Raw genomic sequence first — 14,518 nt, forward strand, 5'->3', positions numbered from 1 at the left:
CGACGTGCGCGCAGGGCGTGCACGCGGGGGAGGGTGAGGAGAGAGGACGCGAGCCGGCGGCGGGAGGAGCCGCCGGCCCGCTCGGGATCACTGCGCCTGGTCGAGATCGGCCTGGAGGGCCGACATGTAGTCCTCGGCGCTCATGCCGCCCGAGACCAGCAGCGAGACGTTGGTCTGCGCGTCCGAGGTGGTCTTCGCGTCGAAGAGGGCCTCGAACCAGAGCACGGTCTCGTCCGCCTTGTTCACGTACTCCTGGACCGTGGTGGTCAGCGGCGGGACGTCGGTGACCTCCTCGTTCAGCGCGAAGCCCGAGATGACGCCCTGGTTCTGCAGCACGCTCGAGCCGTAGTTCTCGGCGATGCAGGTCAGCCAGTCGCCGACCCCGTCGTCGTAGGCCTTCGTCGAGGTCGCGGTCGCCGCTCCGGCGTTGGCGGGCCACTGGCTGCTGTCGCCCGCGCCGCCCGTGACGTTCGGGAACGGCAGGAAGCCGACGTTCTCCTCGCCGATCTGGTTCTGAGCGGGGTCGTTGAGATTCGCCAGGAACCAGGAGCCGTTGTAGGTCATCGCGGCCTCGCCGGTGAGGAACTGGGCGTTCGCGGTGTCGGTGTCGCGCGAGGTGACGCCCTCGCCGAACAGGCCCGCGCTGCCGAGATCGGCGACGGCCTGAGCGCCCTCGATGTACTCGGCGTCGGTGAGCTTCGCATCGCCGGACTGGATGTCCTTCATGGCGTCCGGGCCGATCGAGCGGAAGAGGTAGTTGCCGATCAGGCGGGTGAGCGGCCAGCCCTGGCTGCCGGCCTCGGTGAGCGGGACGACTCCGGCGGCCTTCAGCGTCTCGAGGGCGGCGACGAGCTCGTCCCAGGTCTGCGGCTCGGCGATGCCGTTCGCCGCCAGGATCTGCTTGTTGTACCAGATGCCCTCGACGTTGTACTGGAACGGCAGCGAGACCATGCCGCCGTAGACCGAGGTGATCGTCGAGCGGGCGGCGGGGAGGACGTCGTCCCAGACGCCGAGCTCGGTGAGCTTCTCCTCGTAGTCGACGATGAGGTCGTTCTTGCCGAGGTCGCCGTCGGGGCGGACCTGCGCAGTGCCGGCGACGAAGCTGGTGGGCAGCGCGTCCTGGCTCGCGAGCAGCGTGATCTTCTGCACCACGTCGGCCTGGGCGACCGTCTGGCTGTCGAGCGGCATCGCCTCGTTCTCGGCGGAGCAGGCGCCCTCACCGAGGGTGGCGAGCTCGTCGCGGATGATCGAGTTCTCGGCCGGGGTGAGGACCGAGAAGGAGCCGGCGGCGCCGGACTCGGACGAGCCGCCGCCGTCGCCCGAGGCGCAGCCGGTGAGCAGCAGCACGGCGGCTCCGGTACCGGCGACGAGCCCGGTGAGGGCCGAGCGGGAGCGACGTCCGCGGGATTCTGCAGAGCGGGACACATTTCCTCCTTGAAAGGTGCAACGGCGTTTCGAACGGACGATGCCGGGCGGGCATTGTTTGAAACGTTACAATTCAGGAGGCTACCGACGGGTGTGCGAGCTGTCAAGACTGTCTTGACACGTTTCAAAAGCTGCGGAACGATGAAGCCGTCGTCCGGGCGCTGGAGCCCGATGGCCGCTCGGCGGCGCACGACGAGGATCGGAGAGACATCGCATGGAACTCGACGGGCAGCGCGCCCTGGTCACCGGTGGCGCGGGAGCGCTCGGACGAGTCGTCTGCCGCGAGCTCGCCCGTGCGGGAGCCGACGTGGTCGTCGTCGATCTCGACGCGGCGGGAGCGGAGGAGGTCGCCCGGAGCGTGCGCGAGGAGGGCAGGGCCGCTCGCGCCGTCGCGGTCGACCTGACCGACTTCGACGCCGTGCAGCGCGCCCTCGGCGCCGTGATCGAGGAGGACGGCGCGATCGACGTGCTGGTCAACGGCGCCGGCGGCGGCGCGGTCTCGTTCTTCCACGAGATGACGGAGCAGACCTGGCGCACCCAGATGTCGCGGAACCTCGACACCGTCTTCGCGGTCACCCGCGCCGTGCTGCCGGCGATGCTCGAGCGGCGCTCCGGCCGGATCGTGAACATCGCCTCGGTCGCGGCCGTCGCCGGGGGGCGGCTCGTCCGCGGGGCGACCGCCTACGCCGCCGCCAAGGCCGGGGTCGTCGGCCTCACCAAGGCCCTCGCGATCGAGGTCGCCGACCAGGGCGTCACCGTCAACGCGCTCGCACCCGGCGCGCAGCGCACGCCCGGCCGGGACAACGACACCCCCGAGCGGCGCGCGGCGCTGCTCGACCAGATCCCGTCGCGGCTGCTCGGCGAGCCCGAGCACCTCGCCCGGACGATCGTGTTCCTCGCGTCGCCGGCGGCCGTCAACATCACCGGAGTGATCCTGCCGCTCGACGGCGGACACTCGATCTAGTGGATCCCGGAGACTCCGACATGACCCAGCCCACCCCCGACCCCGAGCGGCTCGCCCGCGGCCGGGCCGCCTTCGACGCCGTCTACGGCGAGGGCAAGGCCGACGGCCTGATCGCGCTGCAGCGCGGCCGCGCCCAGGACCTCGCCCGCTACGGCCTCGAGTTCAACTTCGGCGACGTCAACTCGCGCCCCGGCCTCACCCTGCGCGAGCGCGAGCTGATCACCCTCGGCGTCCTCACGGCGCTCGGCGGGGTGGACGCGCAGCTCCGAGGGCACACCCGTGCGGCCGTCAACACGGGGGCGACGGCGGAGGAGATCGTCGAGGCGGTCATCCACACGGTGCAGTACGTCGGCTTCCCCCGCGCGCTCAACGCGGTGAAGGTGGTGTCGGAGGCGCTGGAGGCGCACGGCGTCGCGCTGCCGGAACCGCTGCTGCCGGAGTCGCCGCCGGATTCGCCGCTCCGCGAGTAGGGAGCGGCGCGTGAGAGCATCGAAGCCCGTCCGACGCCCCGTCGCGGCGCCCGCCAGCACGAGGAGACAGCGATGACCAGGGTCGGCATCCGCGACGTCGCCGCTGCCGCCGGCGTCTCGATGGGGACGGTCTCGCACTTCCTCAACCACCCCGCGCGCGTCTCCGACACCAAGGCGAAGCGGATCCAGGAGGCGATCGAGGCGCTGGGCTTCGTGCGCAACAACGCGGGCCGTCAGCTCCGGCTGGGGCAGAGCTCCACCATCGCCTACATCGCTCCCGACGTGTCCAACCCCTTCTTCGCGATGATCGCGGAGGGCGCGGAGCGGCGTGCGGCCGAACTCGGGCTGTCGCTGTTCCTGGCGAACTCCGGCGGCGAGACCTCCCGCGAGGACGCCTACCTCGAGCTGTTCGAGGAGCACGGAGTGCGCGGGATGCTGGTCGCGTCGCACGGCTCGATCGAGGACCGCCTCGCCTCGGTGCGCTCGCGCGGGACGCCGACCGTGCTCGTCGGCCGGCACGCGGCCGCCGAGACCCAGCCGTCGGTGTCGATCGACGAGGTGCTCGGCGGGCGGCTCGCGGCCGAGCACCTGCTCGCGCTCGGCCGCCGCCGCCTGGCCTTCGTCGGCGGCCCGCTCTCGATCCAGCAGGTCGGCGAGCGCCTCTCGGGCGCCAGCCGCGCGGTCGCCGCGGTGCCCGGCGCGACCCTCGAGATGATCGACGTGCAGCACCGCGTGATCGCGGAGGGGCACGAGGTCGGCGAGGCGATCGCCGACCGGGAGCCCGCCGCGCGCCCCGACGCGATCTTCGCCGTCAACGACCTGCTGGCCATCGGCCTCGAGCAGGTCCTGATCGGCCGGGGGATCCGCGTGCCCGAGGACATCGCCCTCATCGGCTACGACGACATCGAGTACGCGGAGGCCTCGATCGTGCCGCTGAGCTCGATCCGGGCGCCGCAGGAGTCGTTCGGCGCGTCGGCGGTCGACCTGCTGCAGGAGGTGGTGTCCGCCGAGGGCGACGGCGTCGTCGACCGGCGCCGGGTCTTCGCGCCGGAGCTCGTCGAGCGCGCGTCCACGCGCGGTCGCTGACCCGCGGGGCCGGGCGCGCCCGTGCCCGCCGCCCAGGACAGGGCCCGACGTCCTCGGGGTGGGCGGGTCTCGATACGCCCCTGCGGGACTACTCGACCAGCATGCAGGCTCCCCTGCGGGGCTGCTCGACCAGCATGCCGATCGCCCTGCTCGCGGCTGCGAGCCGGCCGCCGGCGCTCGATCATGCTGATCGAGCAGCCCGCGGAGCGGGCGTATCGAGATCCTCGCGCGGGCAGCCCCGTGCGCACTCGTCGCGGCGCGGGCCCGTCGACCGCCGTGCTGATCGCCCTGCTCGAACCGACGTCCCGCGCCAGAAGTGAGGCAGTTTCGCCTTCTCAAGCCGACCGGCCTAAGCTGCCGTGTCGGTCAGCCGCTCCTCGCCGGTTCGTGCCCTCGCTGAACGGATCCGCCACCAGGTCCTCTCCCGGGTTTCCCGGAGCGGTGGGGGCGGCGCCGGACGCGTGTGGCGCGGACGGGGGGCGTGCGCCGGGCGGTGCGACTGCGATTCACTGAGGCTTCCTGCAGTGATGACAGCGTTACCACCGCGCACCTGTCTCGATTCTTGACGAGTCGCTCCAGCTCGTCCTCACCCACTCTCAGAACGGATCCGCCATGTCCACTCACCCCTCCGATTCCTCCGGTCCCTCGCGCCGCTCCGTGACCGCGGGCGCGATGTGGAGCATCCCCGTCGTCAGCGCGGCGGTCTCTGCTCCGCTGGCCGCGGCCTCGACGCTGCCCTGCACCAGCACGACGCTGTTCACGCAGTCGGTCGTGTCGGCGACGAACCCGCTGACCCTCTCCGCGACCTCGCCCACCGGCACGACGTCCACGATCCGCATCACCTCGGTCCTGGCGGCGGATACCACGACCACGCCCACGACCGACAGCAGGAACTTCAACCTGACCCAGAACGGCACGGTGTGGTTCGCCGGTGGAACCGACAGGCAGGCCTATGAGAATGCGGTGGACTACTTCGGGCCCGGCCTGCTCATCCTGAATCAGCGCCGCTCCGGGCCGGTCTCGACGGATGGCGCGATCACCACGGAGGTGCCGACGCCGGGATCGGACTCGCAGACGCTGATCTTCGAGTTCTTCGACGCGGACGGGAAGCCGTTCGACCCGACGGACGTCCAGCTCACCTTCCTGAACATCCTGTCGGACGCGACCAGCCTGGGGCTCTACTGGGCGCTGAAGTCCTGGTCGACCGTCGGCTTCAGCGTCGAGCCCACCTCGATCTCCTCGCGCGGCGGAAACGCGGGGGTCGGCGCCGGCACGATCGCCGATCCCTTCCGGCGCGCCACCGCCGGGGAGCGGGCTCTCCCGCGCACGCCGCGCTACGACACCTTCTCGTTCCGTTCCTTCCCGTCGGGCAGCTCGCTCGTCTACAGCCAGTTCGGCGGCTTCCAGGGCTGGCACAACAGCGCGATCACGGGACTCGGCTTCCGCTCCAGCGACTGCTGAGCGCTCGTTCCACGCCAGCGGGGAGGGGAACGCCGCACTCGGGTGACCGCTGCTCCTACGCTGCCGGGGTGCCCGGTCGGATTCCGGCCGCACTCCTGGTCTCACGGAACGGATCCCGCATGTCGCAGCACCGCCCCGACCCGTACGGCCCGACCCGGCGCAGCGTCGCCGCGAGCGCAGTGTGGGGCGTCCCCGTCGTCAGCGCGGCGGTGGCCGCCCCGCTCGCCGCCGCCTCGCCGGCCCGGTGCTTCAGCACGACGGTGTTCCCGCCGGCGAGCGTCGCGAGCAGCCCCACCGTGCTCACCGCGATCTCGCCGGGGGGAGCGGTGTCGACGGTGCGGATCACGTCCGTCCTCGCGCCGGGCACCACGACCGAGTCGCAGGGCCGGAGCTTCAATCTGACCGGGGAGGGCTCCGTGTGGATCGGGGAGGAGACCGGTCCGCCGCCGAGCGAGACGGTCGCGCGCGCCGGGAAGCCCGGCGCGTTCGGTCCCGGGACGCTCCTGCTGAACCAACGTCGAGCCGGGGTACTCACGCAGACCCCGTCGCCCGGGCCCGACTCGCAGACCCTGACCTTCCGCTTCTTCGGAGCGGACGGGCGGCCGTTCGACCCGCTCGACGTCCGGCTCACCTTCCAGAACATCACGTCGCTCTCGGACTCCTCCCTCCCCTGGGTGGCGGGCTGGTGGACCACCGTCGGCTTCAGCCTCGCGCCCACCTCGATCTCCGCCCAGGGCTCCGACCCGGGAGTCGGCACGGGCACGGTCGCCGACCCGTTCCGGCGCAGCACCTCCTTCGAGCCCGTCCTCGTCAACGACCCCCGCTTCGACACCTTCGCGTTCGACGTCCTCCCCTCGGGGAGCACGCTGACGCTGAGCCAGCACGACGGTCAGCAGGGTTGGCACGCGACAGCGCTGACCGCGCTGCGCTTCCGCGCCCGCGACTGCTGAGCGCGACCGCCTGCGAGTGACTCCTCAGACGCCCCAGTTGACGAAAGGCGCGCGCAGGCTCGAGACGGTGACCTCGTCCTCCGCGATCGCTCCCACCGTGTTGGTCAGCTCGTAGCCCTCGAGGGTGCCGACGGGCGTCGTGTCGAAGAGGAAGGATCCGGGGGCGCCGTCGGTCGTGCTCTCCGGGTGCTCGGCCGCCAACTCTGCGGTGGCGTCGCCGACCGTGACTCCGCCCAGGGTGCTGATCGCGACATCGCCGACGGTCGCGGCCGTGGCCTCGAGGAGGAAGTCGGGCTCCGGGTAGGTGAGCTCCGGCCCGCCGGCGTCGTAGACGTCGGTGTCCCGGAGGACGAAGCCCGGCCAGATGTAGGCGCGGCTGCGGTAGCCCTCGTACGGGACGTCGTCGGACTCGGTCGGCTCGCTGCCGAACGCCTCGGTGAGCGCCGCGACCGCGCCGGTGCCGTCGCGGTAGGCCCAGCTGCCCAGCTGTGCGCCGGTGGCGTCCACCAGGGAGAACGAGGTCGGCCCGATCAGCAGGCTCGCGGCGGCCGCGGGCGTCGCGGTCGGCGCGGGGGTCGAGGTGGGGGCGGGCGTCGCGGTGACGGTCGCGGTGGCGGTGGCGGTCACCGTCGCGGCCGGCTGGGCGACGGGCTCGTCGGAGGAGACGCAGCCGCTCAGGATCGTCCCGACGCCGAGGGCGAGGGCGGTGCCGGCGACAGCGGTGCGCAGGAGCGAGCGGGACGGGACGGGCATGGCGGACCCCCGGAGAAGCGGACGACGGGGGTCGCGGATCGTCCCCCCACCGCCCATCCTCCCGCGCGGGAGCCGGCGACCGGGTAACGATCCGCTCTCCTGCGCCGGAGCTAGCAGGCGACGGTGTCCGAGAGCGGCTGCGCGTCCGCGTCGACACGCTCGAACTCGACGCGCTGGATGCGGTTCACCGCGACCACGCTGTACTGCTCGGGCCCGCGCGCGACCGGCAGGAACTGCCGCGTCTCCAGGTCGTGGGCGAGCTTGTGGCGATCACCGTGGAACGTGCAGGCGTGCGCCCTCTGCTCGGGATCGTCGACCAGGTAGAGCACCAGCTGGAGAACGGGCATCGCTTCCCTTCGGGATGACGTGAACGGAGCCTGCGCCCAGCGTGCCAGGACCGGTCACACCCCTGCGCCCGTTCTCAGCGATCCGCGGACCCCCCTTCTGCGGGAACCGTCGGGCTCACCCGTCCGATCGCGCTGGCCGCACCCTCGCCGTTCCGGGCGGAGGAGCCCCTTGCGCGGTGCCGCGAGATGCCACTTGTGCACGCGACACGCCGACGAAAGCGTGCACAAGTGGCATCTCGCAGGGGAGCGAGGACGTCAGTCGAGGTCGAGGCTCCCGAAGTAGGCGGCGAGGAAGACGCCCATGGCGCCCGCGCCGACGATCGCGGCGCGCCTCGACCTGCGGCGCGGCAGGGCGGCCAGCCCGGCGACGAGATTCGCCGCGCTCCAGCCCGCGTTCACGAGCGGCGTCGACAGCCCGCGCCCCGGCGGCGTGGCGAACGGCGAGGGGAACCTCCGCCCCTGCAGCGCCGCGACGCCGTGCGGCACCGCGTTGACGAGCAGCACCCCGGCGAGGGCGCTCCTGGCGATCCGGCCTGCGCGATCGGTGCTGGTCACGACGACTCCTCCTTCTGACGGTCCCCGAAGCCTCCCCCGTCCTCCTCCGCGAGATGCCACTTGAGTACGCGACACGCCGTGGAAAGCGTGCACAAGTGGCATCTCGCGGGACAGCGTCAGGCCGGCGCGTGCACCAGCTCCGAGATGCGGCGCTTGCACGCGTTGAACTCGGGCGCCGTCACGTCGCGCTCGCCGGGCAGGTCGACCGTCACGATCTCGCTGATGTGCCCGGGCACGCCGTGCGAGGCGCCGCCCGTCATCACGACGACGCGGCCGGCGAGGTAGACCGCCTCCTCGATCGAGTGCGTCACGAACAGCACGGTCGTGCCCGTCTCGCGGTGGATCCGCTTGAGCTCCACCTGCAGATCGGAGCGGGTGAGCGCGTCGAGCGCGCCGAACGGCTCGTCCATCAGCAGCACCGACGGCTCGTTCGCCAGCACCCGCGCGATCGCGACGCGCTGCTGCATGCCGCCGGACAGCTCGCCCGGGAAGCGATCGGCGAAGCGGGTGAGCCCCACCGCCTCGATGAAGCGGTCGGTCACCTCGGCGGCCGCGGCCTTCGGCAGCTTCTTGCGCCGCGGACCGTACGCCACGTTCTCGCGCACGCTCAGCCACGGGAACAGCCCGTAGTCCTGGAAGACGACGCCGCGGTCCGGGCCGGGCGCCGAGACGGCCCGCCCGCCGACCTCGACGACGCCCTCGGTCGCCTCCTCGAAGCCGGCGAGGATGCGCAGCAGCGTCGACTTGCCGCAGCCGCTCGCGCCGACCACGGCGACGAACTCGCCCGAGCGGACGTCGAGCGAGACGTCGGCCATGGCGAGCACGCCGCCGCCGGCCGTGTCGTAGCGCTTCGTCAGATCGAGCACGTGGACGCCTGCGGTGCGGGCCGGGGCGGTTCCCGGAGCGACGGGGCCGGGGGCGGGGGCGGAGAGCGTCATCGGGTCCTCACTTGACGAGCGGCCGGCGGCCGAAGAGCACGCGGAACAGGAGCAGGAGCAGCCGGTCGGACGCGAAGCCCGCGATCGCGATGCAGATCATCCCGACCACGATCAGGTCGGTGCGCACCACGTCGCGCGCAAGGAAGATCGTCGAGCCGAGGCCCGTGCTCACGCCTGTCGTCTCGCTGAGCACCAGCACGACCCAGGCGAGGCCGAGGCCGATGCGCATGCCGTTCACGATGGCGGCGGCGGAGGCCGGCAGCACCACCCGGACGAGCACGCCCGCCCGCGAGGTGCCGAGCATCCGCGCCGCCTCGATCAGCCGCGGCGGCACCTGGCGCGCCCCGCTGATCGTGCCGAGCACGATCGGGAAGAACGCCGACAGCGTGATCAGGAAGATCGACGCCTGGTCGCCGTAGCCGATCAGCAGCGCGACCAGCGGCACCCAGGCCGTCGCCGGCACCGGGCGGAAGAGGTTGATGAACGGATCGAACAGCGAGTTGATCGCGTAGTAGCGGCCCATCAGCACCCCGAGCGGCACCGCGAGCACCGTCGCGAGCGCGAAGCCGCCGAAGACGCGGCCGGCGCTCGCCGCCAGGTCGGTCCAGAGCAGCCCGCTGAACGCGTCGTTCCGCAAGCCCGCGACGGCGTAGTCGATCAGCGAGACCAGCACGTCGCCCGGGTAGGGCAGGAACGCCATCCGGATGCCGAACGGCAGCTCCCACTCGCCCGCCCGCCCGAACTGCCAGAGCAGCAGGAACAGGATCGGGACGGGCAGGCCCAGCAGGAAGGTCGTCCAGCCGCTGCTCCCGGGGCGGCGCCGGCGCCGGACGGTCGACAGCCGCTCGGTGGCGGTCGCCGCCTCGGCAGGGCGGGTCGTGGTGGTCATCGGCCGACCGCTCAGGCCGCCGGCGCGAACGAGGTGTCGACGACGTCCTCGATCGCGGGCGCGGAGTCGATGAAGCCCAGCTCCTGCATCTGCGTCGCGAGCGCGCCGAGCTGGCCCTGGTACTCCTCGCTGAGGTCGGAGCGGAGCCAGAAGTTCTCCAGCGCCGACTCGAGCACCTCCTGGTCGCCGCCGAACTCGGCGATCATGTCGGGCAGCCACTCGTCGACGCTGTCGGCCATGTAGGCGGTCGTCGCGGCGTGCGTATCGACGACCTTCTGCACGACCTCCGGCTGCTCCTCGATCATCGCGCCGGTGGTGACCAGGCCGATGTTCACCCGGCCGATCGGCGTCGCGTACGGGTCGGCGATCTCGGTGCCGCCGGCCGCCTCCGCGATCGAGACGCCGATCTCCACGCCGAAGAACGCGTCGATCGAGCCGCTGGTGAACGCGGACGCCATCTCGGGCACCGGGATCGTGATCAGCTCGAGGTCGTCGTCGGTGAGCTCCGCCTGGTCGAGGTAGTAGCGCAGCGCGACCTCCTGGGCGCTGCCCTGGATGTAGCCGACCTTCTTGCCGGCCAGGTCCTCGACGGAGGAGATGCCCTCGCCGCCGAGGAAGCCCGAGCCGCCGTCCGCGGCGGACGCGACGATCTTCAGGTCCCGGTCCTGCGCGATCGAGGCGATCGTCGGGGTGACGCCCGAGATCGCGAAGTCGATCGTCCCGGCGACCAGCGCGTCGCTGAGCGCGGGCGTGGTGTCGAGGGTGATCACCTCGAACTCGACGCCCTCCTCGGCGAACTGCTCGTAGAGGAACGGCTGGTAGAAGTGCGGCTGGCCGCGGAGGGTGCCGACGGTGACGGTGACCGTGTCGCCGCCGTCTCCGGAGGCGGCGTCGCTCGCTCCGGAGCAGGCGACGAGCGAGAGGGTGGCGGCGAGCGCCGCGCCGAGGGCGAGGGCGCGGCGGGCGGTGCGGGTGGACGGCCGGGACAGGGGCATGCGGGCTCCATCGGGTGAGGGGTGTTCTCCCACTCAACCGCCCCCAGATGCTGTGCGATTTCTGAGAAGTTTCCGACGTGTAAATCCCTCGTTCCCCCTCGTGAGATGCCACTTGTGCACGCGACACGCCGACGAAAGCGTGCACAAGTGGCATCTCGCGGGAGGGGGGACGCCCGCCTACGCCGCGAGGAAGCGGTCCGCCGTGCGGAGCGCGAGCGCGACCGTCAGCAGCGCCGGGTTCGCGATGATCGCGCTCGGGAAGACCGAGTTGTCGCAGACGAACAGGTTCGGCACGTCGAAGCTGCGGCCGTCGCCGTCGACGACCGCGTCGCCCGGGTCGGTGCCCATCCGGCAGGTGCCGAGCGTGTGCGCCGTGCGCGCGATCACCCGGGTGCTGCGCGCCCCCGCCGCCTCGACGATCGCGGTCATCGTCCGGATCGCGTGCCGGTCGATCGCCTCCTCGTTCGAGCCCGGTGAGAAGGTGATCCGCGCCTTCGGCACCCCGTGCTCGTCGAGCTCGTCGGTCAGCACGAGCCGGTTGTCGTCCGAGGGCAGGCACTCCGCGTTGATGCCGACGCCGGCCATGAAGCGGTAGTCGTCGAGCGCCTGCATCAGCGACGGCCCCCACAGCCCGCCGCCGCGGACGAACGAGGTCGCCTGGGTGAGCGGCATCGTGCCGAGGCTCTGGATCAGGTACCCGCCGGCGAAGTCCGCGTCGGCCGGTCGCACGGTGTCCTCGGTGATCACGGAGGAGGGGTAGCCGCGATAGCCGCGCATCTCCTCGTCGAAGGTGCCCCAGACCTGGGTGGCGCCGTGCGCGAGGAAGTTGCGGCCGACCAGTCCGCTGCTGTTCGCGACGCCGGTGTGCAGGAGCAGCCGCGGCGTCTCCACGCCGCCCGCGCAGAGGAAGAGGGCGGAGCAGCGCTGCCGGTGCTCGACCCCGTCCGCGGTGTAGAGGACTGCGCTGACCTTCCCGGCCGCGTCGAGCTCGATCCCGTGCACGAAGGACTCCGCACGGATCTCCGCGCCGTCGCGCACCGCGAGCGGCAGGTAGGAGGTGTCCATGCTCCCCTTGGCGCCGGTGCGGCAGCCCTGGTGGCACTGGCCGCAGTTGCGGCAGGAGGCGCGCTCGCCGTGCGCCTCCTGGTCGCGGCCCGTGCTGAGGACGGCGGCGGGAGCGTCGGTGGCGCGGATCCCGAGGGCCGCGCAGCCGCGCAGCATCATGTCCGCCGAGGCGTTGCGGTCCACCGGCGCCTGCAGGTAGCGGCGCGAGGGGTCCCACGGGTAGTCGGCCGGCCCGGAGACGCCGATCGTCGCCTCCGCCCGTTCCAGGTAGGGCACGAGCTCGGCGTGCGTGACGGGCCAGTCGCGGCCGAGGCCCGACTCGGTCCGCAGCAGCAGGTCGCGCGGGTCGGGGCGCGGGGTGAAGGCGCCCCAGTGCAGGGTGGAGCCGCCCACGCCGCGGCCGCTGTTGTTCGGACCGAAGGCGGTGGGCGTGCTGCCGCCGCTGAGGCGCTCCTCCATCCAGTTGATCTCGGTCGCCTCGGTCTCGTCGGCGGTGAAGGTCAGCGGATCGAAGTGAGGTCCGGCTTCGAGCGCGACGACCCGGAGGCCTCGCGCGGCGAGGGTCGCGAGGATCGGCGCGCCACCCGCGCCGGTGCCGATCACGACGGCGTCGACGACCTCGTCGGGGGAGTAGCGGCGCATGCCGGTGATGTTCATCGGGGGTTCCTCGTGCTGGTCTGCGGGGTGCTGGGTTCGCCGGTGCCGGGCTCGCGGGTGCCGGGCTCCCAGGTGTCGTGCGCGTCGGCGCCGAGGGCGGTGAAGCCCAGGAGCGGGAGGACGTCGCCGCCGGTGGCGTAGCCGTCGAAGCCGATGCGCGCGAGGCTCGCGGGGTGCGCGAGCCACTGCCGGACCAGGTCGTTGCGGCAGTCCTCGAACCAGGCCTTCGCCTGCTCCGCGCTGAACGCGCCGAGCGGCTCGGTGCCGAGCGCCTCGAGTCGCGCGTCCTGCTCCTCGGGGGAGAGGCCGTCGACTCCGGCGAGCGCGTCGAGGCCGAGGCGGTAGGCCTCGGGGTCGCTCGGCAGGTCGGCGTTGCGCCAGCCGTCGCCGCGGCCGGCCGCGAGCTGGGCGTCGACGCGGGCGGCGAGGTCGATCCGGCCGGGGGCGGCGCTCTCGCCGCTGTCCTGCGGCACCACCCGGTCCGCGACAGCGCGCAGCGTCGTCAGCTGGGCAGGAGTGAGCGCCTTCGGCGCGTACGCCGGGTCGTCCGCGAGCAGGCGCTCGGCGAAGAGCGCGCGGATCCGGGAGGTGGTGCGGCTGGAGCGGATCGTCTCCGCGACGTCGGCGGGCACGGCCGGTCCGGTGCCGGCCTCGTCGGTCCAGAAGGCACGGATCGCCGCGGCGACCTCGACCGGCCGCTCGATCGGCAGCAGATGTCCGGCGCCGGGCAGCTCGAGGAGGCGGGCGCGCGGGTAGCTGCGGGCGTTGGTCGCGCGCTGGCCGTCGGCGCCGAGGTCGCCGTCCTCGCCGCCCGCGATCAGCAGCGCGGGCAGGGCGGAGAGCAGATCGGCGACGTCCGTGCGGTCCTCGCGGCTGCCGGTCTCCAGCCAGTCGCGCCAGGCGGCGGGGGAGGAGCGGAGCAGATCGGCGAGCGCCTGCCGGTCCTCGGCGGCGGGGAGGGCGCCGGCGATGTTCTGCTCGAGGAAGGTGCGCGCGTGCTCCGCGTCGAGGGGGCCGTCGGCGACCCAGCCGAGCATCTCGCTCCGCTTCTCCTCGGGCATCGGCTCGGGCGAGAGCGGCGAGCCGGCCAGCAGCACGACTCCGGCGAGCCCGAAGAGTCCGGAGCGGCCCGACAGCGTGCGCGCGGCCACCAGCGAGGCGACTTTGCCGCCCATGCTGTGCCCGACGAGCAGCCAGCGCGCGGCGCCGTGCTCGCGGATCGTGCGGATCACGGCGGTCGTCATCGCGTCGAGGGAGGTGTCGCCGGCGTCGCGCGCGTCGCCGTAGCCGGGCAGATCGATCGCCACGACGTCCGCCGCGTCGGCGAGCTCGCGGGCGAGCGGATCGAAGAGGCGGCCGCTGAGGCCGAGCCCGTGCAGGGCGAAGATCGTCGGCCGGCTCGCGGTCGTGGGCATGCAGGTCCTGTCGCATCGGGGAGGCGCCCGAGCGGCTGCGTCCGGCCTCCATGCGACCACAGCGCGGCAACCCGCGTTGCCACTTGCGGCAGGCCCGCGTTCGTGCCAGGCGCATGCTGTTCGAGTAGCCCGCGCAGCGGGCGGGACATGCTGATCGAGTAGCCCGCGCAGCGGGCGGGACATGCTGATCGAGTAGCCCGCGCAGCGGGCGTATCGAGATCGACCGGCGTCGGAAGGCGAGTCTGCAGACCCGCCCTGCTGAATGGGGCGGGTCTCGATACGCCCCTGCGGGGCTACTCGACCAGCATGACGGTGTGCGCGCAGAGGGCGCGCCTGCGAGGGGTCACCGGGTGCGTGCGGGGGCGTTCATGCTGATCGAGTAGCCGGCGCAGTCGGCGTATCGAGATCGACCGGCGTCAGAAGGTGAGTCTGCAGACCATCCCTTCTGAAAGGGGTGGGTCTCCTAGGAAAACATGGTGACCTCAGGCCGCGGCTCGTGGTGTGAGTTGGACGTCGTAGCCGAGGGATTTCAGCTGGTTGAGGGCCTT

The 14,518-nt window shown here is 72.5% G+C and carries 14 protein-coding genes; 5 read left to right on the forward strand and 9 right to left on the reverse strand.

Going from position 1 to position 14,518, the window contains the following annotated elements:
- Nucleotides 1-87: 87 nt before the first annotated feature.
- On the reverse strand, nucleotides 88-1,425 hold the full coding sequence (locus EDF36_RS03400) for an ABC transporter substrate-binding protein (RefSeq protein WP_123731890.1): 1,338 nt from the start codon (nucleotides 1,423-1,425) through the stop codon (nucleotides 88-90).
- A 214-nt stretch (nucleotides 1,426-1,639) separates the two neighbouring features.
- On the opposite strand from EDF36_RS03400, the gene EDF36_RS03405 reads away from it, so the two are divergent.
- The 5 genes from EDF36_RS03405 (at nucleotide 1,640) to EDF36_RS03430 (ending at nucleotide 6,356) form a co-directional block, all read left to right on the forward strand.
- Complete coding sequence (locus tag EDF36_RS03405; RefSeq protein ID WP_123701526.1) at nucleotides 1,640-2,389, forward strand: SDR family NAD(P)-dependent oxidoreductase; 750 nt, start codon at nucleotides 1,640-1,642, stop codon at nucleotides 2,387-2,389.
- A gap of 20 nt (nucleotides 2,390-2,409) precedes the next feature.
- Nucleotides 2,410-2,859, forward strand: a complete 450-nt coding sequence (locus tag EDF36_RS03410; protein WP_123731948.1) for a carboxymuconolactone decarboxylase family protein — start codon at nucleotides 2,410-2,412, stop codon at nucleotides 2,857-2,859.
- A gap of 72 nt (nucleotides 2,860-2,931) precedes the next feature.
- Nucleotides 2,932-3,945 (forward strand): LacI family DNA-binding transcriptional regulator, encoded by a 1,014-nt coding sequence (locus EDF36_RS03415; protein ID WP_123731891.1) that lies wholly within the window; start codon nucleotides 2,932-2,934, stop codon nucleotides 3,943-3,945.
- Between the two features lie 612 nt (nucleotides 3,946-4,557).
- Nucleotides 4,558-5,406, forward strand: a complete 849-nt coding sequence (locus EDF36_RS20850; RefSeq protein WP_148059960.1) for a hypothetical protein — start codon at nucleotides 4,558-4,560, stop codon at nucleotides 5,404-5,406.
- 119 nt (nucleotides 5,407-5,525) lie between these two features.
- Complete coding sequence (locus tag EDF36_RS03430) at nucleotides 5,526-6,356, forward strand: hypothetical protein (protein ID WP_123731894.1); 831 nt, start codon at nucleotides 5,526-5,528, stop codon at nucleotides 6,354-6,356.
- A 24-nt stretch (nucleotides 6,357-6,380) separates the two neighbouring features.
- On the opposite strand, the gene EDF36_RS03435 is transcribed toward EDF36_RS03430, so the two are convergent.
- From EDF36_RS03435 to EDF36_RS03470, 8 genes are all read right to left on the reverse strand, one after another.
- Nucleotides 6,381-7,109: a hypothetical protein gene (locus EDF36_RS03435; protein ID WP_123731895.1), complete on the reverse strand. Its 729-nt coding sequence runs from the start codon at nucleotides 7,107-7,109 to the stop codon at nucleotides 6,381-6,383.
- A 110-nt stretch (nucleotides 7,110-7,219) separates the two neighbouring features.
- Nucleotides 7,220-7,456: a hypothetical protein gene (locus EDF36_RS03440; protein WP_123444746.1), complete on the reverse strand. Its 237-nt coding sequence runs from the start codon at nucleotides 7,454-7,456 to the stop codon at nucleotides 7,220-7,222.
- Between the two features lie 255 nt (nucleotides 7,457-7,711).
- Nucleotides 7,712-8,011, reverse strand: a complete 300-nt coding sequence (locus EDF36_RS03445) for a hypothetical protein (RefSeq protein ID WP_221180873.1) — start codon at nucleotides 8,009-8,011, stop codon at nucleotides 7,712-7,714.
- Nucleotides 8,012-8,127: 116 nt separating this feature from the next.
- On the reverse strand, nucleotides 8,128-8,949 hold the full coding sequence (locus EDF36_RS03450; RefSeq protein ID WP_123731896.1) for an ABC transporter ATP-binding protein: 822 nt from the start codon (nucleotides 8,947-8,949) through the stop codon (nucleotides 8,128-8,130).
- 7 nt (nucleotides 8,950-8,956) lie between these two features.
- Nucleotides 8,957-9,838, reverse strand: coding sequence for an ABC transporter permease (locus EDF36_RS03455; protein ID WP_123731897.1), 882 nt, complete (start codon nucleotides 9,836-9,838; stop codon nucleotides 8,957-8,959).
- An 11-nt stretch (nucleotides 9,839-9,849) separates the two neighbouring features.
- Nucleotides 9,850-10,833, reverse strand: coding sequence for an ABC transporter substrate-binding protein (locus EDF36_RS03460; RefSeq protein ID WP_123731898.1), 984 nt, complete (start codon nucleotides 10,831-10,833; stop codon nucleotides 9,850-9,852).
- A 177-nt stretch (nucleotides 10,834-11,010) separates the two neighbouring features.
- Nucleotides 11,011-12,555, reverse strand: coding sequence for a GMC family oxidoreductase (locus EDF36_RS03465; RefSeq protein WP_123731899.1), 1,545 nt, complete (start codon nucleotides 12,553-12,555; stop codon nucleotides 11,011-11,013).
- Nucleotides 12,552-13,970, reverse strand: a complete 1,419-nt coding sequence (locus tag EDF36_RS03470; RefSeq protein WP_185020349.1) for an alpha/beta hydrolase — start codon at nucleotides 13,968-13,970, stop codon at nucleotides 12,552-12,554. Before EDF36_RS03470 ends, EDF36_RS03465 begins: the two co-directional genes overlap by 4 nt.
- Between the last annotated feature and the right edge of the window lie 548 nt (nucleotides 13,971-14,518).

It is taken from the genome of Rathayibacter sp. PhB152, assembly GCF_003751395.1.
GTDB classification, from domain to species: Bacteria; Actinomycetota; Actinomycetes; order Actinomycetales; family Microbacteriaceae; genus Rathayibacter; species Rathayibacter festucae.

Bases quoted from the DNA above. Each gene is read 5' to 3' on its own strand.
- EDF36_RS03405 (WP_123701526.1), top strand. From the start codon at position 1,640: ATGGAACTCGACGGGCAGCGCGCCCTGGTCACCGGTGGCGCGGGAGCG.
- EDF36_RS03410 (WP_123731948.1), top strand. From the start codon at position 2,410: ATGACCCAGCCCACCCCCGACCCCGAGCGGCTCGCCCGCGGCCGGGCC.
- EDF36_RS03415 (WP_123731891.1), top strand. From the start codon at position 2,932: ATGACCAGGGTCGGCATCCGCGACGTCGCCGCTGCCGCCGGCGTCTCG.
- EDF36_RS20850 (WP_148059960.1), top strand. From the start codon at position 4,558: ATGTCCACTCACCCCTCCGATTCCTCCGGTCCCTCGCGCCGCTCCGTG.
- EDF36_RS03430 (WP_123731894.1), top strand. From the start codon at position 5,526: ATGTCGCAGCACCGCCCCGACCCGTACGGCCCGACCCGGCGCAGCGTC.
- EDF36_RS03435 (WP_123731895.1), bottom strand. From the start codon at position 7,109: ATGCCCGTCCCGTCCCGCTCGCTCCTGCGCACCGCTGTCGCCGGCACC.
- EDF36_RS03440 (WP_123444746.1), bottom strand. From the start codon at position 7,456: ATGCCCGTTCTCCAGCTGGTGCTCTACCTGGTCGACGATCCCGAGCAG.
- EDF36_RS03450 (WP_123731896.1), bottom strand. From the start codon at position 8,949: ATGACGCTCTCCGCCCCCGCCCCCGGCCCCGTCGCTCCGGGAACCGCC.
- EDF36_RS03455 (WP_123731897.1), bottom strand. From the start codon at position 9,838: ATGACCACCACGACCCGCCCTGCCGAGGCGGCGACCGCCACCGAGCGG.
- EDF36_RS03460 (WP_123731898.1), bottom strand. From the start codon at position 10,833: ATGCCCCTGTCCCGGCCGTCCACCCGCACCGCCCGCCGCGCCCTCGCC.
- EDF36_RS03465 (WP_123731899.1), bottom strand. From the start codon at position 12,555: ATGAACATCACCGGCATGCGCCGCTACTCCCCCGACGAGGTCGTCGAC.
- EDF36_RS03470 (WP_185020349.1), bottom strand. From the start codon at position 13,970: ATGCCCACGACCGCGAGCCGGCCGACGATCTTCGCCCTGCACGGGCTC.